This is a genomic window from Pedobacter nyackensis (assembly GCF_032678475.1).
Classification (GTDB): Bacteria; Bacteroidota; Bacteroidia; order Sphingobacteriales; family Sphingobacteriaceae; genus Pedobacter; species Pedobacter nyackensis_A.
Genome location: NZ_JAVTSF010000007.1, coordinates 277,926 through 302,848, shown reverse-complemented (window position 1 = coordinate 302,848; position 24,923 = coordinate 277,926). Strand labels below are relative to the sequence as shown.

General features: G+C 39.8%; 18 protein-coding genes. 5 read left to right on the top strand and 13 right to left on the bottom strand.

Annotated features, from left to right (window positions below; genetic code table 11):
• Positions 1–10 precede the first annotated feature (10 nt).
• From R2Q84_RS21140 to R2Q84_RS21090, 11 genes are all read right to left on the bottom strand, one after another.
• Positions 11–460: a DinB family protein gene (locus R2Q84_RS21140; RefSeq protein ID WP_316818592.1), complete on the bottom strand. Its 450-nt coding sequence runs from the start codon at positions 458–460 to the stop codon at positions 11–13.
• 27 nt (positions 461–487) lie between these two features.
• Complete coding sequence (locus R2Q84_RS21135; protein ID WP_316818591.1) at positions 488–1,078, bottom strand: RNA polymerase sigma-70 factor; 591 nt, start codon at positions 1,076–1,078, stop codon at positions 488–490.
• Between the two features lie 91 nt (positions 1,079–1,169).
• Positions 1,170–2,318: an SGNH/GDSL hydrolase family protein gene (locus R2Q84_RS21130; RefSeq protein ID WP_316818590.1), complete on the bottom strand. Its 1,149-nt coding sequence runs from the start codon at positions 2,316–2,318 to the stop codon at positions 1,170–1,172.
• 27 nt (positions 2,319–2,345) lie between these two features.
• Positions 2,346–4,727, bottom strand: coding sequence for an alpha-L-rhamnosidase N-terminal domain-containing protein (locus tag R2Q84_RS21125; protein ID WP_316818589.1), 2,382 nt, complete (start codon positions 4,725–4,727; stop codon positions 2,346–2,348).
• Between the two features lie 8 nt (positions 4,728–4,735).
• Positions 4,736–5,698: a hypothetical protein gene (locus R2Q84_RS21120; RefSeq protein WP_316818588.1), complete on the bottom strand. Its 963-nt coding sequence runs from the start codon at positions 5,696–5,698 to the stop codon at positions 4,736–4,738.
• A 23-nt stretch (positions 5,699–5,721) separates the two neighbouring features.
• Positions 5,722–8,097 carry a family 78 glycoside hydrolase catalytic domain gene (locus R2Q84_RS21115; RefSeq protein ID WP_316818587.1) on the bottom strand — a complete coding sequence of 792 codons (2,376 nt, stop codon included), beginning with the start codon at positions 8,095–8,097 and terminating at the stop codon, positions 5,722–5,724.
• A gap of 6 nt (positions 8,098–8,103) precedes the next feature.
• Complete coding sequence (locus R2Q84_RS21110; protein WP_316818586.1) at positions 8,104–9,318, bottom strand: FISUMP domain-containing protein; 1,215 nt, start codon at positions 9,316–9,318, stop codon at positions 8,104–8,106.
• A 26-nt stretch (positions 9,319–9,344) separates the two neighbouring features.
• A complete protein-coding gene (locus R2Q84_RS21105; RefSeq protein ID WP_316818585.1) occupies positions 9,345–11,093 on the bottom strand; it encodes a RagB/SusD family nutrient uptake outer membrane protein in 1,749 nt (582 codons plus the stop codon).
• 17 nt (positions 11,094–11,110) lie between these two features.
• On the bottom strand, positions 11,111–14,443 hold the full coding sequence (locus R2Q84_RS21100) for a TonB-dependent receptor (protein ID WP_316818584.1): 3,333 nt from the start codon (positions 14,441–14,443) through the stop codon (positions 11,111–11,113).
• A gap of 198 nt (positions 14,444–14,641) precedes the next feature.
• Positions 14,642–15,826 carry a FecR family protein gene (locus R2Q84_RS21095; protein WP_316818583.1) on the bottom strand — a complete coding sequence of 395 codons (1,185 nt, stop codon included), beginning with the start codon at positions 15,824–15,826 and terminating at the stop codon, positions 14,642–14,644.
• A gap of 127 nt (positions 15,827–15,953) precedes the next feature.
• Positions 15,954–16,145 carry a hypothetical protein gene (locus R2Q84_RS21090; RefSeq protein ID WP_316818582.1) on the bottom strand — a complete coding sequence of 64 codons (192 nt, stop codon included), beginning with the start codon at positions 16,143–16,145 and terminating at the stop codon, positions 15,954–15,956.
• A 232-nt stretch (positions 16,146–16,377) separates the two neighbouring features.
• Between R2Q84_RS21090 and R2Q84_RS21085 the strand changes: the two genes are divergently transcribed.
• From R2Q84_RS21085 to R2Q84_RS21075, 3 genes are all read left to right on the top strand, one after another.
• Positions 16,378–16,965, top strand: coding sequence for an RNA polymerase sigma-70 factor (locus R2Q84_RS21085; RefSeq protein ID WP_316818581.1), 588 nt, complete (start codon positions 16,378–16,380; stop codon positions 16,963–16,965).
• Between the two features lie 87 nt (positions 16,966–17,052).
• On the top strand, positions 17,053–18,252 hold the full coding sequence (locus R2Q84_RS21080) for a FecR family protein (protein ID WP_316818580.1): 1,200 nt from the start codon (positions 17,053–17,055) through the stop codon (positions 18,250–18,252).
• 81 nt (positions 18,253–18,333) lie between these two features.
• Complete coding sequence (locus tag R2Q84_RS21075; protein ID WP_316818579.1) at positions 18,334–18,825, top strand: hypothetical protein; 492 nt, start codon at positions 18,334–18,336, stop codon at positions 18,823–18,825.
• A gap of 85 nt (positions 18,826–18,910) precedes the next feature.
• Here R2Q84_RS21075 and R2Q84_RS21070 read toward each other — a convergent pair whose 3' ends face one another.
• Positions 18,911–19,891: a helix-turn-helix transcriptional regulator gene (locus R2Q84_RS21070; RefSeq protein ID WP_316818578.1), complete on the bottom strand. Its 981-nt coding sequence runs from the start codon at positions 19,889–19,891 to the stop codon at positions 18,911–18,913.
• A 600-nt stretch (positions 19,892–20,491) separates the two neighbouring features.
• On the opposite strand from R2Q84_RS21070, the gene R2Q84_RS21065 reads away from it, so the two are divergent.
• Positions 20,492–21,967, top strand: a complete 1,476-nt coding sequence (locus tag R2Q84_RS21065; RefSeq protein ID WP_316818577.1) for a PLP-dependent aminotransferase family protein — start codon at positions 20,492–20,494, stop codon at positions 21,965–21,967.
• Here R2Q84_RS21065 and R2Q84_RS21060 read toward each other — a convergent pair whose 3' ends face one another.
• The gene (locus R2Q84_RS21060) at positions 21,968–22,636 is read right to left on the bottom strand and encodes a DUF6266 family protein (protein ID WP_316818576.1); all 669 of its coding nucleotides are present in this window, start codon (positions 22,634–22,636) and stop codon (positions 21,968–21,970) included.
• A 622-nt stretch (positions 22,637–23,258) separates the two neighbouring features.
• Between R2Q84_RS21060 and R2Q84_RS21055 the strand changes: the two genes are divergently transcribed.
• On the top strand, positions 23,259–24,893 hold the full coding sequence (locus R2Q84_RS21055) for a hypothetical protein (protein WP_316818575.1): 1,635 nt from the start codon (positions 23,259–23,261) through the stop codon (positions 24,891–24,893).
• Positions 24,894–24,923 lie beyond the last annotated feature (30 nt).

Below are 24,923 nucleotides of genomic sequence, written 5' to 3'. Positions count from 1 at the left end.
CCATTTTCATTTAAATATCCAATAATCTTCTATGGTAGTTAATCTGTCCCAGATGATAAGCCAGGTGTGTGCTTAAATGAATCAGCATAAAGCCAATAGCACTGCCTCCTTCTACCACTTTTACCTGTGGGTAATCTCTTTCCATGTCCGCATCACTTAGTTGATCCAGTACCTCGTTAACCACGGCTATCGTCGCTTCAACCATGCTGATCAATTCAGCTCTCGGCACGTTTTTCTGAGAAAACTCCAATGGTCTGTCTCTCACATAACCAGTTTTTCCCAATTCCCCGCCAACAAAAGTATTCAGGTTACCAACCAGGTGTAAACAAAGGTTTCCGGCCGAGTTCAATATAGCCTTATCCACAAGCCAGATCGCCTGCTCATTTTGATATTGCTCAATTTCAGACTTTAACTTATTCAGGTCTCTTGTAAAGAGTGATTTTAACGATTCTTTTAGCATGATGGGTAAATTTCAGGGTAAAAAGAGCTAAAACAAAGTTACGTACAAAATAGATAAGCTAGCAACAGAGAGTTCTTTATATGTTACCCTTAAATGTTTTAAAGCCTGTGTAATCTGATTCTCTACTGTCCGTTTTGAAATCCCGAGTTGATCGGCAATCTCATCATTAGATAAATTGCCTATTCTGCTTAACCAAAATATCTCTTTACATCTTTTAGGCAAACCAAGTAAACACTGATCCAATTGGGTCTCAAAATCCTTGTGGTTCAATCTTAATGCTCCATTGTTGTAATCTACCGTATTGTCCAGATCATCATACTGTTCTATATAATCAACAATAGAAATCTTGGCAGCTTTAAGGTACTTAAAAACATGATACTTGGTCGTAACATACATGTAACTACTAAAGTTCTCTATTTTTAAAGACTTACGCCTATCCCACAGTACCACAAAAGCATCATGTAAAATCTGTTCTGCTGCCTCTTCATTCTTTAAATAATAAGCAGCAGTTTTATACAACTTTTTCCAGTGCCGGTTATATAGAATAGCAAAGGCCTGAGAATTATCTTCAACAATAGAATCCCACAATTCTTTATCTGATAACTGTTCAAGTGTCATATCTGGTTTTTATAAAAATAAAGAATATTTTTTAAATCTTCAATCCATCACAACCAATAAATTGAGAAAAAAAACACTAAAAATGAGTGTTTTAATTCCTCTTGCTCAACATAGTCAATAAAACTTGTGCATACCACCTCGCAAGATAATCATTGGGATGATTTACATTATTCCCTGTCATATCCTGATAGGTTTTATGCTTCAATAATTCTTTGTGCACAGCGGTCATATCTGCAACAGCTACCCCCTTGTTTTTAAGTGCTAAAATCTCAGGCTCGTAAGCTTCTTGTATCTGATTTTGTATGGCATAAGGATTGGCCAGCATCGTACTGATTACAATAAATTCACAATTGCTGTTTTCGGCACGAACGGTTTCCATGATGGATTTAATCTGTTCGATAAATTCTTTTGGAGCAATCTTAAAGGTTCCATCGTTCATACCAAAACCAATAATAACCAAGTCCGGATTTTCCACGGCTACACGTTCTTTAGCATTTTCCATTCCCCATTTAGCAAGCATTCCCCCCACTGATTTATTAAGGTATAAAATCCTATCGCCATAAGTTCTTTTCAAACCATAGCTCAGCATTTCTGCCCAGGAAGGCACATAAGGTGGTTTATTTATCATCCCACTCGAATTGGCACCAGCTTCAATGCTATTCCCATAAAACACAACCTTAAATTTATTCTTTCCTTTTAGTTTAGCAATGGTATTGGGTAATACATTTTTTGAAAACTCAGGAACAGGCCCCTGCCATTTTGCTGTAGATTTTTTCACATAAGTCACAGCAAGCTGTTTGGACTGAAACAATCCATTCTCAGTAAACAGGATATAAGTGTCAGGCTCTTTGCCTTCCATTGACAGTCCTTCTTTTTTTTCCTTAAACCTCAGTTCATTTTTGAAGAAGAATGGCGCTTCAGATTGGGCGTTAAAAACAATCCTGCCATTTGTATAGGTCCAGTCTTTCCCTTCTACGTACTCCTTTTGCAAAAAAGAATCCCTGATTGATAAAATCCGTTTGGCATCAAAAAGTAACCCGGCGGATGTTACTCCATTGTCATTAATCAATTGTACTGTTTCATCATGAATAGTATCTGCTCTCCAGAACGGTTTGATGTACCCGTCAAGATCCAGATAACTAAGCCAGGCCTTTTCAGCCAATGTCCTTTGCTGTCCGAAGGCAGTAAATACACTAAGCAGCATAACACAACAGATCATGATTTTAAATGTAAATTTCATTATTATTTAAATTGTGTGTATTTAAAATTACTTCGACACGATTATAATTTGCTGCGTTCCTCCTTTTAAGATCAGTTCTTTTCCTTGCCAGATGAATTTCCCTTTCAAACTACCCGGAAGTATTACCACACCTTCAATACCGCTTTTACCTTTCCTTTTTAGTTTCAAGGCAATTTCACCATCCGGATGAGGCATTGTTGCATTAATTTCAGTTAATTCACCCAATGACGGCTTAATTTCAACCGCTTTAAAGCCTGGCAGAGCCGGATTGATGCCACAAATGGTCGACAAGAGGTCGTAGCTCGGACTGGCACTCCAGGCGTGGCAGTCAGAGCGCGCTGGCTCAGGCTTTTCAGCAAACGTAGTTAAGCCTACTTTAAGCATGTCACGCCATGGTTTTAATTCTGCATAATATAAATCACCCATACCTATTTTCTTCATCGCCTGGATCAGGTAAAACCTAAAATAGAAAGTCGCTTGACCCAAACTTTCATCATGTAAAAGCGCTTGCATCACACTTGCTTCTTTTTCTTTCGGAATCACATCGGCCAGCAAAGCCATAATACCTGCATGCTGACTAAACTTTTTTTGTTCAGGTGTATTGGCCATTGCATTTTTACTTTCCACAAAACACTGCTTATAAGTGGCTTCACCAAGCCTAGCCGCCAATGTTTTGTAATGATTAGCCTCGGCAGATTTTTCGAAATACGCATACAGTTTCGCGGCCTGCTGTAACGTATAAATATATTGTAAAGTGATTACAGCTGAATTTCCGTCAGTCGCGCCGTCCGGAACTCCACTATTAAAAACATCCGTATAATCCACAAAGTTCCACCATTTCATTGGGCCGAGCATATTTTTATGCGCATCTATACGATCTTCATACCAATCCAATACACCTTTTATTCCGGGCATAAAATCTTTCACAAATGCATCGTCCCCCCTATGCATCCAATAATCATATACCATAGAAACCCAGAACAAAGAGTAGGGTGGAATCACCTGAACCCGATTACTGGGATATCTTCCCTGCGTCAGTCCCTCAGGCACGCGGGAATTTAAAAAATCCAGCATAGCTTTCCTCATCAACCGATCGTCACCGGCCACATATAATGAAATCAAAGCCTGTATACGTGTATCGCCCTCATATTGCAGTTGCTCATAATACGGACAGTCGAAATAAGTTTCACCTGCGCAAAGCCTTGCTGTCCGCCAGCTTACCTCCCACAGATCTTTTAACGAAGCATCATTACTGCTAAACGTAGCTTGCTGTTTAAACGGATAGCCGGTATACTTCCCATAAATATCTGACAATATCAAAGCTTCGCCTTTAGTCACAATATCCAGCTGAACATATCGGTATGTCCTAAACCATAAGGGCTTGAAAAGCCTGTCTTTTCCCCCATCAGGCTCAAAAACATCATAATTACCAATCACCGTTTTGCCTTCAATTTCGTTCCTGTTGCCTTTTTCTTTGGCCTTATCCAACAACGCTTCCGTATAACTCAAGGTAACCTTAGCCCCTGCTCCGCCACTAACCAGCAGTTCAGGATATGCTACCGTGTTAAAAGACTGGTCAATTAAAATACTCACCTTACTATGGGCCGCAATCGTTAAAGGCTGTTTTCCTTTTAAAAAATCAGCACCAACCTTAATCCCATCTGTACGTCTCAAAACAGTAAGTCTTTGCATACTTTCTTCCATGTGTGGAATGTTACGCGGACTAAGTGTCCAGATGTTATCTGTTCCGTAACCAGAAGTAACCGGGTGGGCTATACCCGTTGCATTTTTCCATTTGCTATCATCATAGTCAACTTGCTCCCATCCCCATGGGTATTTCGCCCCATCCACCTGGTCTCCGGGCCCAATTACCATATAAGCTTCTAACCTCGGCCCATTGTCCAAAGAACAAGGTTTGTACGCTTCGTTGACCATCACCTTATAATCACCAGTTGTATTTATCTGTTCTTCATTTTTAGTATCACCTTGTACTACAAAAGCGGTCTGATCAGACATTTGTGCTACCGCAGCATGCACCCCCATGTTCCATACTTTGGCGGCAATCACATTTTTACCGGGCTTTAAAAAGCCGGCGATGTCTATCGTTTCAAAATACCAATTGAATTTATCGCCCCTTGCAGGTCCGCTCAATACAGCAACTCCATTTATGAACAAACGGTACCGGTTGTCAGCAGAAACATGGATCACAAATCGCTCCGGCTTCTTTTCCAGGCTAAAGCTCTTACGGAAATGATAAACACCATAGTCACGTTGTGGTACACCTGGGCATGTAATCCAGGCAGCAGGCCACTCCCCCTTTAACAATACAGGGTTAATGGGCAAATCCTGAGCTTTAACCTGCACAAAAAAGAAACAAACAAAGAAAAAAACAAGATGGTAAATCCTCATAAGAAAGCTTATTTATTGGCTACAGCAGTTAATTTTAAACCTTTAAACTGGATTCCGCAATCAAACGTCCCCGGTACTTCCCAGCCAACATTTGTACTTGAAATACCCAAATCCGCAAGATTTGTAGTCGCCAAATATCCTGTTGCTTTTGCCCTATTAAATGCAGCGATCACCTGAGGATAAATATCCTTGTTAATCGAGACCCAGTTTTTATCATGTAAGGAACCTTCAAACAAGGTATTTGCTGCCACCGCGAATATAAATTTCTTCGTCGCATCTTCTTTCCCCAGATCCTGTGCCGCATATTCAGCCATATCTCTGTAACGGTAATCATATAGTGGCAGTCCAAACCAGAAGAAATCACCATAACCTGCCGACTGTTTGTTTAGGTTTTGTACCAACAGGTACAAATTAATCTGCGCGGTATGCATTCCCACATTATAATCCGCACCCATTTTATTTTCAGCAAACATCAGCTTTGCACTGATGCTATAATTTAGTGTTTTCAGGTTAACCAGTTTTACCTGATTGGTACCTTGTTCCAATAACAAATGTGGCCATTCGTCACCTTCTTTTCTTGGTGCCCTGTACTCTTTTGAGCCATAAACTTCCATATTTACCAGCACCTCATCCCCTACTTTTAAAAACGACAACTTCTTACCTTCATTTTTATAGATGACACTATCATTCTTTACTTCCGGGTTTAGGCCAAGTAAATTAAAGCGGCTTCCCCACTGGGCCGCTTTCCAGACCGGCTCCCCATTTGTTTTATCAAAAGGATAGAGTTTATCAATAGGTGCTGAGTTGGATGAACTCAAACCCAACAGGCTAATTCCTTTCGAAAACTGTTTATCAGAAATGATATCAATGATTTCTGTAGGCTTAATTATAGTTTTCACATCAAGTGTATCACTTTTACAGCTGCAAATTACAGCAACACTCATCAACATGGTCAATATATATCTTTTCATAACAATGATTTAAATCTGTTTTTTTAAATGCTTAAAAACTGTCTCCCAGGTTTAAGCTTAATCTTTTTACCCTGCCAGATCAACTGACCTTCAATACCATCCGGCAAGGTTATTTCAGCCTCCAGTTTTTGCCCCCCTGTTCTTTTCAGGTTCACCGCAATGCTTCCTTTCGGGTGCGGCATTACAGCCGAAAGACTGGTTAACGTCCCGAACTGAGGAGCTATGTTTACCGTACCAAAACCCTTACTACCTGGCGTAATGCCACAAACAGTAGCTAAAAAATCATAATTCGGACTGGCACTCCAGGCATGGCAATCAGACCTCGTAGGTTCAGGAGTTTCGGCAAAAGTGCTCAGCCCCATGGCAATCATATCTTTCCATGGATTCAGCAATTCCAGATAACCATCACTCATCCCGGCTTTTTTCATCGCCTGAACCAGGTAAAACTTAAAATATAAAGTAGCCTCCGTTAATCCCTTCTCATTTAGAATCTTATCGATCATTACTTTTTCAGATTGGGTATTAAACATCCCCGTTAAAACACCCAGAATATTGGCATGCTGACTAAAAACATTTTTGTCGGGCGAATCCGCCAGTAAACCTCTACCCTTATCCCAGCAACGTTCGTAAGTAGCAGTTAGCAATTTCTTTGCAAGTGCAGTATAACGGGCCGACAAATCCCTTTCACCATAAGAATTGAAAAGCTCAGCAGCCATTTGCAAAGAATAAACAAACTGTAAAGTTAAAATCGATGAATTTCCATTTATCGCACCTGCAGGAACACCTCCTATTGGTTTTTGATCAGTCCATGGACCGAAAGACCAGTCTACAAAATTCCACCAATCCATTCCTCCTGTCATTCCGCTTTGGTCTATTTGTTTCTCATACCAGTCTAACACATTCCTTACGCCATTCAATTGCGATTTAATAAACTGATCATCTTCCCGGTGCTTCCAGTAATCGTATACCATATTTGTCCAATACAATGAAAACGGAGGAATAACCTGAGGTTGTGCAGATGGATATCTGCTTTGTGTTAAACCTTCAGGCAATTGTGAATGCCTGAACTGTTCAATCGCGTTGCGCATCAAACGGTCATCCCCAGACACATACAGAGAGATCAAGGCCTGAATACGCGTATCACCTATATATTGCAACTGCTCATAATAGGGACAATCGTAATAGGTTTCACCGGCGCAGAGTCTCGCGGTAAGCCATCCTGTCTTCCATATCTGATCAAGCGAATTGTCATCCGACTTAAAAGAAGCCAGTTCCTTAAAAGGATAAGCAGTAAATTCAGCGAACATATCCTCAATTACAAGCGGTTCTTCCTTGGTCTCCACAGTCAGTTCCAGATACCGGTAAGTCCTAAACCATAGCGGTTTAAAACTTCTGTTCATCCCGCCATCCGGATTATACTGATCATAAAAATCACTGTCCAGCATTTTTCCAGCTATCTCATTTCTGTTTCCCTTATGTCCCTGTCCGTCAGTAAGAGCTTCAGCATAGCCCATGCGAATACTCGCCCCTTTCCCGCCACTTACCAAAAGTTGCGGATAAGCAGTTGTCAGTTGTCCCTGATCAAGCAATAGCTTTATCTTTTTATTTTTACCAATAGTCAATGGCCTTTTTTTCTGAAAATGTGAACTGTGAGCTTCCAATTGCTCAGCTCGTCTTACCAGCCCCATTCGCTGGATGGTATGCTCCATAAAAGGAATATTTCTAGGTACCAGCATCCAGTCCCAATCCTCAAACTTGCCATAAGGTACACCTCTACTCAACAAACGAGGTGTCAGCCATACCTTATCATTAAAACCAAGTCCTTCCCAGCCATAGGGATACTTGCTGGCATCTACCTCATCTCCAGGACCAACAACTGTTCTTGCAGGTTTTTTAGCGGGTACAACATAAGCTTCGTTTTTATACACTTTCCAATCCTCACCAGTATTTACCATCTGTTCCGTATCACTATTCCCCTGTACAATAAATCCGGTTCTATTGCTCATCTGGGCAAGCGGCTTAAACTCGCCAAAATTCCAAACCACTGCTGCCAGTACATTTGTTCCGGCATTCAGCTCTGCGGCAATATCAAAAGTTTCAAAGCGCCAGTGTCCCAGATCCCCACGTGCAGGTCCCCGGCACACTTCTTTTCCGTTTACGTACAAAACGTAGCGGTTATCGCCCGAAACATTAATGACAAACTTCTTTGGACGCTCATTTAAGGATATGGTTTTTCTAAAATGATAAACACCATATTCCTTTAATGATCCTTTGGGATAAGTAATCCAATGCGCTTTCCATTTTTGGTTCAGCAAACCGGCATCAACTTGTGCCGGTTGCTGACCAAATAGAAGCGCCGAATTCATAACCAGAATTAATAATAAAATTGGCGGCTTCATCTGTTGTTAGTCTTTAATCAGCCTGATGCTGAATTTGAATGATTTATCGTTGTCATAACGGTAGAAACTCGACCTGCTTGTGTCCATATCACGTCGCCATGCCGCACTTGCATTAGAAGCCGTAGAACTCCACCAGATCCCTACAGATCCCATGGCGAACCTTCCTCCACCTGTGTTGATACCATTACCACCCGCAGCGAAGCCGAAGTCATCCGTGGCCCCCACATTAGGTGCATCCCAATAGGCTGTGCCCACTCCTTTCAACCTGCCTGCCGATCCGGCGCCAAGATATTGCTCTAGTTGCGTCCATTCAGCATCGGTTGGCACATGCCAGCCAGATGGCGCAATTTGCCTTCCATCCGCCGCCGCATGCCAGGTATACAACATACCTCTGGTTAAATTGTATGGATCATTCTTATCGAGGTCAGTAATTGGATCTCCGTTTCTAAAATGGGTTACCTTTAAGTCAGAAGTCATCCAGACCTGGTTCCCTATCACTACGGAATTGTAAACATTACCATCGTAATCTGTAATAGTTGGCATTGGCGTCGTAATTTTAATGACATCTCCATAGCCAACTCCACCAACATTCACAGCATAGGCCCTCACCCTATAGGTCATACCAGGTGTTAACCCCGTTAAATTCGCACTAAAACTTCCACCGCCGCTACCCGCTTCAGCTTTTGAATCGTTGATGGTAGGCAAATTACCTAAGGACCAACAAATTCCTCTTGCTGTTACCGTTTCCCCATACTCCGTAATATTACCACCACTTTTTGCAGTCGTTCCAGTCAGCTCCGTTATAGGTGTTGTACTGAGCACTGCAACAGCAGCAGTCGTCGTAAAAGATACTTCTGCACCATACGCTGTCCCCACTTTATTTGTTGCATAGGCTCTTACGTAATAGGTTTTCTTCATATCCAGTTTAGTAATATTACTGGTAAAAGTACCTGTCTGCGGACCATTGGTTGTTTTAAAATCCTCCGGAGTTGGATTAGGTTTATCACTCCAGCATATCCCGGAAACGGTTACTGTTCCACCTCCATCAGAAACAACTTCCCCACCACTCTTGGCGGTCGACTGAGAAATATCCGTAGGATTCAAAGTAGTTACCATCGGTAACTCTGCAGGCCCATTCTCTTTATCTGTTTTCTTACACCCTATCTGAAAAATTAAAATAGCTGCAACAGAAAAAATTATATATATGATTTTATATTTCATGGTTTTCATTTTTTACAGGAATTAAATTACCATCCAGGGTTCTGATTTGCGCCGAAATCAGGAATATTAGCAGCATCACCGATAGGGATAGGGAAAATCAGATATTTATCTGGCCATGCATTTCTGCGTTCCGAAACAAATCTTTTATAAGTAAAAGTATTTGCTCCCGTTTTCGTAATCTCCATACCAGTAACGAGCTTGTCCGTTTGAGAAAGGATCTTCCACCTGCGTACATCCCAGAAACGATGCTCCTCAATCGCCAGCTCTACCCTGCGCTCTCTTCTAATGCGCTCACGCATGTCCACCTGGTTTAACCCTAATGGCAGGTCTGGCATATCAGCACGTGAACGGATTTTATTTATCGCATTATATACATCCTGTGTTGCACCCTTACTTTCGTTTTCAGCTTCTGCATAATTAAGATACAGTTCAGCAAGTCTGTATTTTTTCCATTTAGCATTGGATGACTGTCCAACCTGGATTTTAGGGTCAATAAACTTCCTCAGGTAATAACCAGAATGCGTATTCACTTTATTCGGTGGTGTTTTCAACAGTTGATCTGCGCCTCCAACAAAGGTTTCCATCGTATGGATCTGTCCTGCTATATTATCATAAGATGCACCATTGTACCATATCGTAGCATAAAAACGAGGATCTCTACCTTCATAAGGTTTGCTTTCACTATAACCAGAAGCAGGATTGATGATCGGAACAAGATGTTCCGCATCACTGTAACCAGTAATAGCCGGCATCCCTGTCGCCTTCATATCGTAAGCATCAACCAGTTCCTGAGAAGGATTTGTTCCCGATTTATTCGCGCCGGTTTTACTGGGTATCCCGTTCATGGTACTGAAATTAGGGTCCCCACCCTCAGGTCGTTCATAAATAGTTTCTTTGTCACGCGGCGAGGTGTTCACATCCGTCTGACTTAAAAAATATTCCCCATAATTATCGGCGAGTTCATAATTATCATTTTCTGTCAAAGCAGCCAGTGCAATCCTGGACGCATCAGCAGCGGCCTTCCATTTAGCGGCGTCGTTACCCGGATTCCATAAAGGGCTGGCATTATACAACAAAGCCTGCGATTTGACTGCATAAGCAATAGCTTTGGTAAAACGGCCTCTTTCAGCTTCGATGGTAATCCTCAAAGGTAAATCAACGGATGCGATAGCCATATCACAATTTTGCACTATAAAATCGGTACATACCTGAAAACTTGGCCTCGTTAAACTGGTGTAATCAAATGATCCGCTGAAGGCCTTATCCACCACCGGCATTGGTCCGAATTGTTTAATCAGCTCGAGGTAATAAAATGCACGAAGTACCTGTGCCTCTGCTCTCATACGGTTCCTGTTGGTCGGACTTGGTACATTTGCATGATCTATATTTTCCAGGAAGACGTTGGCATTCCGTATTCCCGCCCAGTAGGTATTGTAACGCACCCTTCCATTTCCTTGTCCATCAAATTCCAAAGGATTAAAAGAAGGCGTTAAACCACCGTTTATCCATTGAGCCGACATAATATTCGGCGCATTTCCAACATCTCCATCCTGAGCTTCATCGGTAATTACCGCAAGAAAGGAGTAAAATTGATAGCGCCAAAAATAACTTGGAATAGAATTATATACTGTATTTAAATATGCTTCAGTTTGTTTTTCATCCTTAAAAACCTCTTCTAATGTTATCCTTCCATCCGGAGTAATGTCAAGAGGGTCTTTCTTGCAACTTTGTAAGCAGATAAATATCAGGAACGAGCAAATCATTATTTTTTTCATATCGTTTGCTTTTAATATTAAAATGTAAAGTTTACGCCTGCATTGTAGTAACGGGTAACCGGGTAAACGTAATCCCCTGTCAACTCCGGGTCGAAATTTTTGGTAGGCAGTCTATCCCATGTAGCCAGGTTAAGCGCATTTACATAAAATCGGATTGATTTCGCACGTAATTTCTTAGCAATACCTGTTGGAATAGTGTAGCCCAGTTCTACGTTTTTCAACCTAATGTAGCTGGCATCCATATAAAAGAAGGAATTGGTAATTTCATTTGGTGACGTTTGTGTAGTCAGCCTCGGATAGCGTATTTCCTGTCCTTTAGCGACGCGTTGTTCAGTCCAGCTGTCCGCATGCCACTCCGAGTAATTGTACAACGGCCAGTTTCCACGTCCACCGTAAAAACTCATTACATTAGTTACCCCCTGAAACAAGGCACTAAGGTCGAAACTCTTATAGTTGATGTTAAAGGCGCCGCCAAATGTATATTCAGGGACTACCGAATACCCCATAGGCGCAACATCCTTGCCATCCACGACCCCGTCTCCGTTGAGGTCTTTGTATTTAAAATCACCAGGTCTTGATTCATGGCCGCCCACATTCTGTACCGGAGAATTAAGGACATCAGACTGATCTGCGAAATAAGAATCTACCACATACCCCCAAGGCTGTCCAATTCTATAGCCTGTCTGCCTGTAACGGTAAGCATAATCTTCCGGCAAAAGTGCCTCATCGGCATTTATTTGTTTGTTTCTCGCATAATTTAAGTTTAGTTTGGTAAAAATAGAAAGGTCCGGGCTGATCTGTTTCTTGTAATTCAGTTCAATCTCATAACCTTTGTTGGTAATCACACCGATATTAACAGGAGGTAGTGATCCAATAGGCAATCCGTTTAGTGCCGGTACCGTACCCCTGGTTCTTAAAATATTATCTCTTCGTTCACTAAAAACATCAACCACTAAATTAAATGATTCCAATAAACCCAGCTCCAAACCAATATTAGCCTTTTTAGCCACCTCCCATTGAAGTTCTTCATTTCTCAGCAGATTGGTATTGATGATCTGTCCATTGCCCAAACTGCCTGAATAGCCACCACCGTTCACCTGTATATCATCCAGATAAAGGAACCTGCGTCCGCCAATCCTGTCGTTACCTACCTCACCATACGATCCTCTTAACTTCAAAAAGTTCACAACAGCATTTCCTTTCAGAAAATTCTCTTCAGAAATCAACCACCCTGCCGATACAGCAGGAAAAAAGCCGAACCGTTTTCCTTTAGCAAATTGCTCAGATCCATTATAACCTGCATTCAACTCCGCAAAGTAACGGTTGTTATAACCGTAGGTCATACGCGCAGCAAAACCACGTAAATTGTAAGGCAATTCCTGGTTAATACGGGTAGACTGGTCCTGGAAAAGCAATAAACCGGTTACCGCATGTTTGTCAAAGCGCTGATTATAGTTTAAGGATGCCTGCAAGTTGGTCAGTGAAGTAAAATACCTTCCTCCCCAAATCGCCAGTGGCGTATCTTTATCCGTATTAAATGGTCTGTAATAAAATAAAGGGTCTCCGTTTTCATCCAGCTGGTTCTCATCGATCACCGGTGTCCACTTTTCATAGTATTTTGCAGCAAACATATTGTTAACGGTCTTCGAATCGAATGAGGCGACTGCTTTTACAGATAACCCAGGAACGAGTGCATTAAGCGACTGCTCCATACCATAAGTAGCGGTAACATTCGTTCTGGTCTGCTGGATATACCCCGAACGGTTTACCTGACCATAAGCAGGTAATCCGGTAGCACCAGTAGTAATTACCTTACCGTCCGGTGTGAGTGGTCCAGGTACCGTAGCATCCAAATCATTTGCCAGCGCTAATATCCAGTAAGCAGGCGTATTATTTTCCAGGTTATCATTGGTATCCCCGCCTAAATAGTTAAACACACCAATGGGCGAATTTCTTTTTTCCAGATAACCGGCCACATTTAAAAATGCCTTTAATGATTTATTAAGCTGCACATCCACATTCGAGCGGAAATTATAACGGTCCAGTTTAAAGCTAGGATCATACTTCAGGTCTTTTTCAGTTTTAAATTGTCCACCCTGATTTAACATTCCGGCATTGATAAAGTACTTTGCCGCAGCGGTTGCTCCTGAAACATTCAGGTTATAACGTTGTTGGAAAGCATAATCTTTTAACAAGATATCATTCCAATTGGTATTTGGGTATCTTAACGGATCACTTCCTGATCTGTATTTTTCAATGGCCTCGGCCGAATAAGCATAAGGTAAACCATCGTTTCTTAAGGCGAGGTTCCTAAGGGTTGCAAATTCTGCGGAATTTACCGGCGTCATGATTCTTGTAAAATCCTGCGCTGCCGCTTCCATACTTAAATTAATTTCAGGAACATCAGAGACCCCTCTTCTTGTTGTTACCAATATCACTCCATTCGCTCCTCTTACCCCAAACATGGCGGTTGAAGATGCGTCTTTTAATATGGTAACCGATTCCACCTCATTAGGATCGATGCTGACCAAGTCCCTTTCAATACCATCCACCAGGATAATTGGTGCCTGTCCGTTTACCGTTCCTTGTCCCCTTATAAAAAGGTTAGTAATATCACGACCAGGTTCTCCACTTCGTTGAATAGCAGTTAAACCAGGAAGTCTACCGGCAAGCGTTACAGCTAAATTTGCTGCCGGACTTTGCTTAACTTCCTTTGTTTGAATAGAGGCAATTGCACCTGTAACTGTGGCTTTCTTTTGACTACCATAACCTACTACCACAACCTGTTCCAACCCTTGCGAGCTGGCCCTTAACGTTACATTGATAATATTCTTACCAAGTACGGGCAACTCTTTGGTTTCATAGCCCATATAGCGAAAAATCAGTATATCATTCTGGTCTTTCGAAATAATCTGATAATTCCCATCATTATCCGAACTCGTAACCACGTTACTATTTTTTACCTGTACTGTAACGCCTGGTATTGGTAAATTTTGCTCGTCTGTAACCTTACCAGTTATGGTTACATCTTTCATTTCCTTTTGTTTAACCGGCTTTTCGATTGTCTTTATGGTTACCGTTTTCTGGTTAATCACATAAGAGAAAGGTTGTCCTGCAACACACTTGTCCAGCACCTCGGTTATACCGGCATCTTTTAAAGATATGGTGATAGGTTTAGCGTTTTTTAGCAATGCTGAACTATATACAAAGTCGTAACCACTTTGCTTTTGAATTTCCAGGATCAGATCTTCCAGATGGGCATTTTTAGCCACAATGGTTACCTTTTGAGCATAGGAACTAGCATTTACCTGAACTATAGCGATGAGCAACAGAACGCAGGTTAACTTCATAATGCGAACAATTTTTAAGTGAACAAAGGAGTGCCTCCTGCACATTAATGCAGTAAAAATTTTATACATTTGGTTGTTTGGTTAAATTGACAATTGTTGTTAACTACACAATTTTAGCGGTTACCTTACGCAGCTTAGGCTGGCAAACCAGGGGCGGTCCGAACGCTCCTGGTTTAAATAACCATTACGATCTTTTATTTAAGACATAACGATTATCCTCCTTCCTTCAATTTTAAAGTGAACAAGTCCTGTAAGCTCCAGTCCTTTTAACAGTTCCGGTAACTCTTTATTTTTTGAATACACGCCGCCAAAAACATGTTCATTTATTTTGCCCCTGTATTCAATCTCAACATCGTACCATCGCTCTATCTGCTCCATAATCTCCTGAATGGTATTTTCTCTGAACACAAAGTATCCGTCTTTCCAGGCTACGACTTCCTTTACTTTAACTTTAGCCACACTGATCCCTTTAAAGAGGACTGTCCCCTGCTCACCAGGCTTTAATACCACGGCTCTATCCGGCCCGTCCAATAGTTTTACAACACCTTCCAGCAAAGTTGTTTTTGTAGCTGCATTTCCCGCATAAGCCGATACATTAAAATGTGTTCCCAACACCTCAACATTCATCGCATTGGTTTTAACTATAAAAGGCATTCTGCGCTCTTTATTCTTTGTTCCTTCGTCTTTAATCATCACTTTAGCCACTTCAAAATAAGCTTCCCCTTTTAACTCAACCAGACGCTCCTTACCAGAGAAAACTTCAGGATAAGTTAATGTAGATTCCGAATTCAACCATACCCAGGTACCATCGGGTAATTTAACCTGATATTTACCTCCTCTGGGAATGGCGATGGTATTTAGAGATGGGATTAAGGCCTCCTTTGTGTTTGTTCCCGACTCATACACCAGCGTTCCATCAGTAGTTTTCTTGATTAATGCATTACCTTCAGCGGACAGTACGCCACTTTTAGCATCATCCAACTGGATCCTGGATCCATCCGCGAGAATCAGAACAGCTTTATCCGTTCCTGGTTTAATCTGTCCAGACTTACTTGCAAATGAAGTAACATTTGATGATTGTCTGTTTTTATTAAAAAGTACAATCCCAACACTTATAGAAATTAACAATATAGCCGCAACAGCCCACCACTGTCGTGAAAACAAAGGCTTATGAATTTTCTGTTCAGCAATAGTTTGTTCAATTTGCTGAAAAACCCGGTCTTTTACTGCCTCATCTTTTAGGTGTTCATTGTGTACCGCGCCTCGATCATCATCAATGATTTTAAAGGCATCCTTATTACTGAGTAATAGTTTTTCCTCATCAGGACTACAACGGCCAGCAATGTACTTTTCGTAAAGTTTAATAAACTCTTCAGGCGTCATTTATTGCTATATTTGGTTAGTATCGTTTGTTATAAAGAGTTCAATTCTTTAACGCAACACACATACTTTCAAAAAAATATTTAATTATTTCTTTGAACCGCAAATCATCTTAGCAACAATGTACTATTTAAGCCCTTTTACCGGGATTTTGTGGGTGTAACAATTTATCTGTATCAGCTTTCAGTTTATCCAGCTTTGCGTTTACCTGATTAAATTTCACTTCAAGCAATGCTCTTTTATCTAAAATACGCTTAATAACATCATTGTTTGTTGGCTGCTTTCCAGCAAGATCTTTACGATTCTGATCTATATTTTCCATAAACTTGAGATTTATTAATGTAAAAATAAAGAAAGTTCTTTTACAATAATTATTCATGTTGTTCATTGTCCAAATTTCAAAAATATTTGAACAAAAAAATTTCGAAAAGACTACGGATCAAACAATAAAAGGTTAAATCAAAATCATTATGAATAAAATGAATAAATAATTTTTCATTCATTTTCATAATTTTATTCAGACTAAAAGAGCAAACGCTTGAATTCGAACAAAAATGAACGACTATAAAAAGCTGTCAGATTTAGAATTAATACGGCTTTTGCAAGCATCCGACCATGGCGCTTATACAGAAATATACAACAGGTATTTCCGTTTACTATACGTTCACGCGGTAAAAAAACTACGCGACGAAGATCAGGCAAAAGATATCCTGCATGAATTATTCACCAAGCTTTGGATCAGGCGTGAAACCAATTTAACCGACATCAACTTTGCAGGATATTTATATACACTACTCAGAAATCGTATCCTGGATTTTTTAGGACACCAGCTAGTCAAAACCAAATACGTTGTTCACATCAAAACCACCTCCTCTATCCACAGTGGTCCACGTACAGATGCACTGATCAGAGAAAAAGAGATGAATGATTACATCAATAAAGAGATTGATGCCTTACCAACAAAAATGAGGGAAATCTTTATACTAAGCAGAAAAGAAGAGTTAAGCTATAGAGAGATCGCCGAAAAATTAAACACCACAGAAAATAACGTTTCCAAACAGGTTAATAACGGACTTAGAATACTCAGGGGAAGATTAGGGCTGATACTTTACTTCTATTTCATCCTTCAATTTTTAAGATAAAAATGGCGCACTTATCTTTTTCATTTAAAGATTCCTATTTGCTTCCTATAACCGTTTTGCTTAATATCCTCATAAACATATTGTGTTATGAACCAGAAAGAGTTTGAAGAATTACTAATTAAATACCAGCAAAAAAACTGCAGCGAGGCGGAACAGCTTCTTGTAGAACGCTGGTACTGGCAATACAATGAGCAGGAAACAGGTCTTACTGAAGAGGCCATTGAAGCTGCCAGACTGGAAGTTTTGCAAAAATTACCTGCCCCCGCCCCTGTTAAAAAAACAAAAAACCTTTTCCGTCTTCCACTCATTGCAGCAAGCATTACCTTTATTATAGGCTTTAGTTATTTACTTTTAAACAGGTACTTACCTGAAAACTACATTAACAACGACGTGTTACCAGGTGGCTATAAGGCCATCCTCGTTTTATCAAACGGAACAAATATCGACTTAAGCGAGATTAAAGAGGGAGAAATTGCGAAAGATAATGGAGTGGATATCTTAAAATTGCCCAATGGGCAACTACAGTTCAAAACGAGCAGCACTGTGGCGAACAAGCCTTACCCGCAATTAGATTCATTGCCTGCATTGACATCGGGCCCAAAAATGGTAAAACAAGGAACTGGTTTAAATGTCGTGCTCACCCCTAAAGGTGGACAATATCATATTGCTTTACCTGATGGCACCAATGTCTGGATCAATGCGGGATCAACACTAAGATTTCCTTCTTCATTTGATGATGTCGCAGAGCGCCGAGTGCATTTAACAGGTGAGGCATATTTCAAAGTTGCCACGGTCAATTCAGTTTTTGGTAAGCAGCGAAGAGCACGTAAAGTACCTTTCATCGTACAGACAGACAAGCAGGAAGTAACCGTACTGGGAACCAACTTTAACATCAATTGTTATCCGGATGAACCAGATCTTAAAACCTCATTACTGGAAGGATTGGTTAAAGTTAGTACCAAAAAAGGAGAAGTCATCCTTAAACCTGGCATGCAAGCGATTAACAATGCGAAAGGATTAACTGCTAAAAAAGCCGATGTAAGTATGGCCATTGCCTGGAAAAACGGAGAATTTGCTTTCCTAAACGAACCTCTGGAAAACATCATGAGACAAGTGAGCCGTTGGTACAATGTAGAAGTGATGTACGAAAACCAGCAGATGAGGAAAAAACCATTTGGAGGCTCAATTTCTAAATTTAAAAATGTATCACAAGTATTAAAAATGCTGGAACTAGCTGGAAATGTGAAATTTAAAATTGAACAAAATAAAATTACCGTGCTAAATTGAGTTAAAAAATATCCATACTTTCACTATATTAGCCAAGCGTGGCCAGATAAAACGACGTTAAGCATCTCAACGATAGAAACAATGGATATTAATGAATATATTAAAAGTGGAATTCTGGAAGCCTATAGATTAGGTTACGCTTCGGATGAAGAAGTAGATGAGTTAGATAAGTTAACGCGTAAGCACCCGCAGATTAAAGACGCTCTGGATGAACTTGATTCAAATCTCGAAGACATTGCCCAACACATGGCCGTAGCTCCTCCTCCCGGCAGATGGAATAAAATTGAAGCTGAGCTCAATGAAATCATTAAACGTACTGAAGCAGATAAATTAAAGATAACAAGCAGTCCAAAAAATAACAATAGCATCCTTAGGGATACCGATCAAGGTGAATTTATTCAGTTGCTTACACCAACAAATCAGATCCGTATACATAAACTATGGAAATTATTGGTCGTTGGACTGATTGCACTTGGACTCGTATTCCTTTGTTTCGCCATTTACTTTAGCTCAAAAAACAAACAAAATAATCAACAGATCAATGAGTTAAAACAGGAACTTAAAAAACAATAATGTGTAGGGCTAACATCGTCTATTGAATGTTTTTCATTATCAAAAAAGTTTTTCTCATAATACTGAAATCCGTAAAATCCACCACCTACAAAACACATACTCTCAAACTATTAGGCGCAATCCCAAATCGTTTCTTAAATGCCCTGTTAAAGTATTTCGGGTCATCATACCCAACGATCACTGCAATTTCCTGTACTGTTTTTTGCGTAGTTAAAAGTAATTTCAAGCCGTTGTGCATACGCAATTCAATGACCTGTTTATGCAAAGGCCTACCGAAATGAAGTTTCGCCAACCTGGTCAGCGTAATTCTGGAAACCATAAAATGCCTGGCCATGGCAGGCTCATCGTCTACTATTTTACTCGAAAAATTTTCGTTGATAAACTGACCGATTTCTTTAGCCTTATTTCCCCGATATTCGGCATTATCTGTTTTCGAATGCAGTTTCATTAAGTACCGCCTGATGCAGTCGTTGATAAAAACATGCATCTCTATATCCATATCACGTCCTTCCGGGGCCGAATTTAGCCTGCGTAAGGCATTAAATATCTGTTGTGCAATACTGAAGTTAGGTAAACTAACAGCCTCTTTCTTCCCCTCTGTATAGCTGGATATGAAATCTGTTAATTCTTCCAGGGCACCATACTTTGTTTTCAGCCATTCGGGCCTTATGGTTAACAGCAATATGGTATGTTCGCCGGTCAGCAAACTGCGCTGATATTTACCGGCATTTAAATAAATGAGCTTACAGGAGTTTCCCGATACTTCCGACACTATATTAGAATCTTCATCATAAAGCACAGAACAACCTTCGAGCGTTGCAATCATAAAAAAGGAAGGCGCTGTAACCTCCAGATCAAGAACCGCATGGTTGTGAATTTTATATTCATACAACTCTATATGAACCAGGTAATGGCTAATGGATTGAACCAATAGTGTCCCCTCCGGCGCAGTTATAAAAGCCGACTTCGCCATCTTTAGTGGAAAAGGGCTTAAATTGTATAAATTGTCTAAGGTTAATTCAGATGTAGAAAGGGGTTCTAATAATAATTTGATTTGAGAACGCATATCATAAAATTTTAAAGTTTAAATTTAATAGCAAGACAAGTAACTATAATACATAATGCATTTACCATGAGTTGAACTTTCCAGTTCACAGAAAACCATAAATAATTGTAAAAAGCAGGCAAAGACACACCCGCGTATAGCATCAGTAAAATACAAAAGGTAAATCCTATAAAACAGGAGCAGGAAAAAATGAGCCAGATAATTCTGGTTTTTGGAATAAGTAACAGCATAAGCATCAAAATCCCGGAAATGGAGATCAACCAAAATTCCAAAACAGGAACAGTAAACGTTGCCGACTGAATAGGAAAAGTTGTTATTTTGCTGATAAGAAATCCTGCAAATAAAATTACAAAGATGTAAGCAATATAGTCAGCTACTTTTACTTTGGACAATATCATTTTTTAAAATTTATTAAAAAAAATATTACAATTAAAAATCTCGCTTGGAGTTCCAAAAACAATTAAAGTTCGCGACTTACGTTGGAATTATCTGAGCGCAATTAACTATTTCTTAATGAACTCAATTTTACTATAGTTTTTTATAATCTTTTAATTTACATTTGTTTACATAAATTATTCATTCTAAATAAACGCTTTTCAAATGAAGAATAAATACACGATCAACTGGCTCATTCCAAAATTGGATAAAACAAAATGTACTAGTGAAATTGAAAACTACATCCTTAATGCGATCAAATCGCAAGAGCTCCAGGGAGGGGATCTTATCCCACCGTATCGAGAGCTGGCAAGAACAAATAAAGTTAGTCCCAGCTCAGTCCGAAGGGCATACACCAAACTCACCGACAACAATTGGCTAAACAGCAATCAGGGCTCGGGCACATTTGTCTCGATAAGAAACCCATCAGAAAATATACTGCTTAAAACAACAGGCTTTAAAGATCATTTCCCCGCTGGCTTCTTATTTTTAAACAAAAGAGAAGTAAAACAATCAGCAAAATTCATTGAACAACCTTTTATAGGTGTAGGCACAGACTTCCCAAATCCAGCCACTTTTCCAGAATCTAAATTCTTAGAATACTACAACCGCATTCGTGAAGCCAGTAAAAACTTAAGTCAGGCCGAACTATTGAACGCTTACGATGGCAGAGCTTTAAAAGATGCAGTAGTAGAACAACTGAACCGTAAACGCGACTTTGGTGTAAGTAACCAAATGATCGACATCGTAAAGAGTAGAAAAAGTTGCCTGGATAGAGTGTTTACAATCCTGCTAAATCCCGATGATGTGGTAATCAGCACCTCCCCTTACGACTTAAAACTTGCGTTAGCTCTTGAAAAATTTGATGTAACGGTATTTACTGTAAATCGTGATGAAATAGACTTTATTGAAAGGATTGAACAAATACTGGAGTATTCTAAAGTCCGGGCCATTCATATTCGTCCACAATGTAGCTATCCGGAGAGTTTTACATTGAGCCAGGAATACTGTACCAAACTGATTGAGCTGGCTAAAAAATATAGAGTATGTATCATAGAGGAAGAAGACGATCATGAGTATTCGTTTAGTAACACTCCCTACAAACCTCTGGCCTGCTATGAGCATGATGGATATGTACTTTACATGGGTGCTTTAAGCAAAGCTACAATGGATACCATTAGCTTACGAGTCGTGGTAGCAGCAACACAGTTTATCAACGAGATGGGAAATTTGCCCAAACAGTCTGTTGAAGACCGCGATGTCATTAAAGAACAAGCCATTGCAGAAATGATTGTGAATGGTGATATGGCCGAGTATGCAAGACAAATCAGAGTCAAAGCAAAAAACTACCGCGACGAGCTTCACATCGTACTGAATAACCATTTACATAAGTATATCACTTATGAGATACCAGAAAACGGCTTGACGTTTTGGATAAAGTTTGATGAGCGTATAGACTTAAACGCAGTACTAGACGAGGTTGAACTTCTGGGTATCCCCGTCCCCTACCATCCCAATAGCCAAAGAGGCAAGAAAAAGGTAAATCATATGATGCTCGGTTATGGCGCCTTCGACCTCGCCGAGGCCGAAGGTGGTGCCAAAATGTTGAGCGAAGTGATCAACGGTTTAAATCTTTTGTGATTAAACCGCAACGCTACCTAAATACACACTATCAGAAATACGTTTCCTGTTGTCTGATACAAAAGCAATATAAACTTCAATAAAGTCATCTTTCTTGAGGTCATATTGATCCTGACGAACTATGCCTACTTTCAACTCTTCGTAGCCCTCTTTTCTACGAGCGCCACTCAAAGAGTAATCTGCGGTACCATTCGTCGGTAGGTAAGCAAGTACCATCACCTGATCGCGATTTAACTCATAACCCCAGTTAGGATCAACATCCCAGTAAAACTTTAGCGTGTTACCTTCCAGTTTTACTGTAGGATTTGAAGGTTTTTGTAATCGGCCCCTGCTGACGAGTACCTTACTGTAATCGATCTCGTAGTTTGGATAATCCCCCGTGACCGCTTCATTTAAAAGATACGAAGATGCCCCGTTTTCAGGAATCCTGTCGCTCTTGGCAACGTCAAGCCGATAACCTTCATGAATGAACTCTCCAATCACTGAAATGAACGATTTCACTAATTTAAACCTTAAATTGACCGCTTTCTGTGCATCAGATCTTACTTTTTTCTTTTTTGGTTTTTTAGGTTTTGATCTTAAAATTGGTTGCCCCAATCTTAAATAACCAACCAAATTTGCAATCTTGCCTAAAACGGGACCTAAAATCCCGTATTTTAACCTTGCCATAACTATTTGTTTAATAAGGACTTCATTATCCTTAACACTAAGATAAGCACGAAAGTCTTATTTGCACTCGCTAAATTTTCTTTTACTATCAGTTTGATTTAAAATTGCTTTTCTATCGGTCTGAGCAAAAGGATAGCAAAAGAAAAGCAAAAGGATAGCAAAAGCGGAGCAAAAGAAAAGTGGGACTTTTTATACGATTTTCCATTTCTTTCATTCATTCCTCCTGGTTTTTCCATCAGATATAAATGTGCACTGTAGTCAGACGATAGTCTAACTTTTCTTTAAAAGATTTTCATCATAATTTTGTGAATTTAACAGAGTAAAGCCGACGCTATTTTCACGCACATTTTTTAACTGAACACTTTTTCTGAAACATTCATCAGAATGAACAAAATGAACAACCCTCCCAACCAACAATCAACACACTTAAAATCTACAAGTTACCTTCTTTACCGCTAAAAAACAGAAGTCTAACAGACGAATAATCCCAGACCATCCCCCTTCAAATTGAACAATATGAATAGAAAATAACGCGCTATTCTAACCTAGTTTTGTGACAGGGATATAAAATTATTGCCTTAAAGCATACATAAGTGCTGTTTTAAAGAAAAAAGAAATTCTCATGCGCTCGTTCACCACTAAAAATACGTTCATTATAACGCTACTAACACTGCTGTTGGTAGTGGCTGGATACGATGTGGTTAAGGGGCAAGATTGTGGACCCAAAGAAAGAATCTACGCTTCCACCCAATCTTATTTTGGCGTTCCATTATTGACTTCAATAACGCTTAGGGATAATGCAATTGATTTAGTTGAGCCAGGTAATATGGAAACATTCTCTACATTAAAAACAAATGTGGGATTAGTTGGATTAGGAACAGCGTCACAAGTCTTAGGTTTTCCTTCCGGAAGTTTACCAGTCGGCGATAATAAAGACTACCCTATTTCTATAAAAATTGCAACAGGATCTACAGTTCTAGATGTACTAAGTGGAATAACAGTCCAGGCGACTTGGAATGGTTCACCAGTTGGACTAGCAGTTTCCGGCACAAACTTACTTGGGTTACTGGGAGGGACAGCTCAAAACATTGTGACATTCACACCGGGTGCTAAATATAACGGAGTCAGAGTAATAATCAATCCTATAGTTGATATAGGGACTTCTGTGAATATTTATTACGCTTATTTTGCAAAACCTATCACAGGAAATACACAAGTATGTGATCAACCCAGTGAAACAATTAATGGCTCAACAGGTTCAATCCTAGGCGGATTAAACTCTGTGGAAACCCCCAGAGATGCTATTGACAATGTTTTAACAACATTCGCAAAATTGAATTTTCCTGTTAGTGTACTTAACACTACCTATTTAACAGCAATTTACCCGTCAGTTTCAATACCAGGTGATTATGTTAATATAGTTATGCAAGCTGATAATTCCGCAGTCCTAACAGCCCAGGTACTTTCAACTGATTTACAAATAAAACTATTTAATGGTAGCACCGAAGTATTAAGTGTACCAGGTAATTCTCCACTATTATCAATAAACCTATTAGGGTCAACAGGTTCCACGTACACTCTCAAATTACCTGTTAACGTTGCATTTGATAGAATTTCCTTAGCTGCAGGTGGCGGATTAGCAACATTACTTGGATCACTAAAGGTTTATGAGATTCAACGTGTCGCCCTAAAACCAGAGGTTATGGCCCTTGGATTAATTGGACAAAATTTAACAATCTGTGAAGGACAAACTCAGGTTCTTAACATCTCTAATATACAAACATCAAATTGCATAACTTACACGTGGTATAAAACAGGAACTATACCATCGGTTGGAACGGGGACGTCTTATACTTTGCCTACTTTAGCCCCAGGATCACACATTTACACTGTAAAAGCTACTAGGACAGGTTGTAATGAATACATTGAAAGTATACCTATCACTGTAACGGTAAATCCATTACCATTACCTCCTACTATATTACCAAAGTCTATTTGTGTTGGTACTTCAACAGAATTAAATATCGATCCTGCCAGTCCCAGCACCTTAACCTATAAATGGTATAATGTACCAACAGGCGGTTCTGTTTTAAATGAGGGAACAAGTTTTAATACCCCAACACTAACAGCAGATAAATATTATTATGTAGAATCGGTAATAACCGCGACAGGATGCATTAGTGCAACAAGGACAATAGTAAAAGTAACCGTCAATCCAAAACCTGGTCCTCCTCAACTCCATTTAACGATAAATTAACTCTATAGCAAACACTAAACAACAAGTATT

Excerpts from the sequence above, each read along its gene's own strand:
- R2Q84_RS21140 (WP_316818592.1), bottom strand. The coding sequence starts at position 460 with ATGCTAAAAGAATCGTTAAAATCACTCTTTACAAGAGACCTGAATAAG.
- R2Q84_RS21135 (WP_316818591.1), bottom strand. The coding sequence starts at position 1,078 with ATGACACTTGAACAGTTATCAGATAAAGAATTGTGGGATTCTATTGTT.
- R2Q84_RS21130 (WP_316818590.1), bottom strand. The coding sequence starts at position 2,318 with ATGAAATTTACATTTAAAATCATGATCTGTTGTGTTATGCTGCTTAGT.
- R2Q84_RS21125 (WP_316818589.1), bottom strand. The coding sequence starts at position 4,727 with ATGAGGATTTACCATCTTGTTTTTTTCTTTGTTTGTTTCTTTTTTGTG.
- R2Q84_RS21120 (WP_316818588.1), bottom strand. The coding sequence starts at position 5,698 with ATGAAAAGATATATATTGACCATGTTGATGAGTGTTGCTGTAATTTGC.
- R2Q84_RS21115 (WP_316818587.1), bottom strand. The coding sequence starts at position 8,097 with ATGAAGCCGCCAATTTTATTATTAATTCTGGTTATGAATTCGGCGCTT.
- R2Q84_RS21110 (WP_316818586.1), bottom strand. The coding sequence starts at position 9,318 with ATGAAATATAAAATCATATATATAATTTTTTCTGTTGCAGCTATTTTA.
- R2Q84_RS21105 (WP_316818585.1), bottom strand. The coding sequence starts at position 11,093 with ATGAAAAAAATAATGATTTGCTCGTTCCTGATATTTATCTGCTTACAA.
- R2Q84_RS21100 (WP_316818584.1), bottom strand. The coding sequence starts at position 14,443 with ATGAAGTTAACCTGCGTTCTGTTGCTCATCGCTATAGTTCAGGTAAAT.
- R2Q84_RS21095 (WP_316818583.1), bottom strand. The coding sequence starts at position 15,826 with ATGACGCCTGAAGAGTTTATTAAACTTTACGAAAAGTACATTGCTGGC.
- R2Q84_RS21090 (WP_316818582.1), bottom strand. The coding sequence starts at position 16,145 with ATGGAAAATATAGATCAGAATCGTAAAGATCTTGCTGGAAAGCAGCCA.
- R2Q84_RS21085 (WP_316818581.1), top strand. The coding sequence starts at position 16,378 with ATGAACGACTATAAAAAGCTGTCAGATTTAGAATTAATACGGCTTTTG.
- R2Q84_RS21080 (WP_316818580.1), top strand. The coding sequence starts at position 17,053 with ATGAACCAGAAAGAGTTTGAAGAATTACTAATTAAATACCAGCAAAAA.
- R2Q84_RS21075 (WP_316818579.1), top strand. The coding sequence starts at position 18,334 with ATGGATATTAATGAATATATTAAAAGTGGAATTCTGGAAGCCTATAGA.
- R2Q84_RS21070 (WP_316818578.1), bottom strand. The coding sequence starts at position 19,891 with ATGCGTTCTCAAATCAAATTATTATTAGAACCCCTTTCTACATCTGAA.
- R2Q84_RS21065 (WP_316818577.1), top strand. The coding sequence starts at position 20,492 with ATGAAGAATAAATACACGATCAACTGGCTCATTCCAAAATTGGATAAA.
- R2Q84_RS21060 (WP_316818576.1), bottom strand. The coding sequence starts at position 22,636 with ATGGCAAGGTTAAAATACGGGATTTTAGGTCCCGTTTTAGGCAAGATT.
- R2Q84_RS21055 (WP_316818575.1), top strand. The coding sequence starts at position 23,259 with ATGCGCTCGTTCACCACTAAAAATACGTTCATTATAACGCTACTAACA.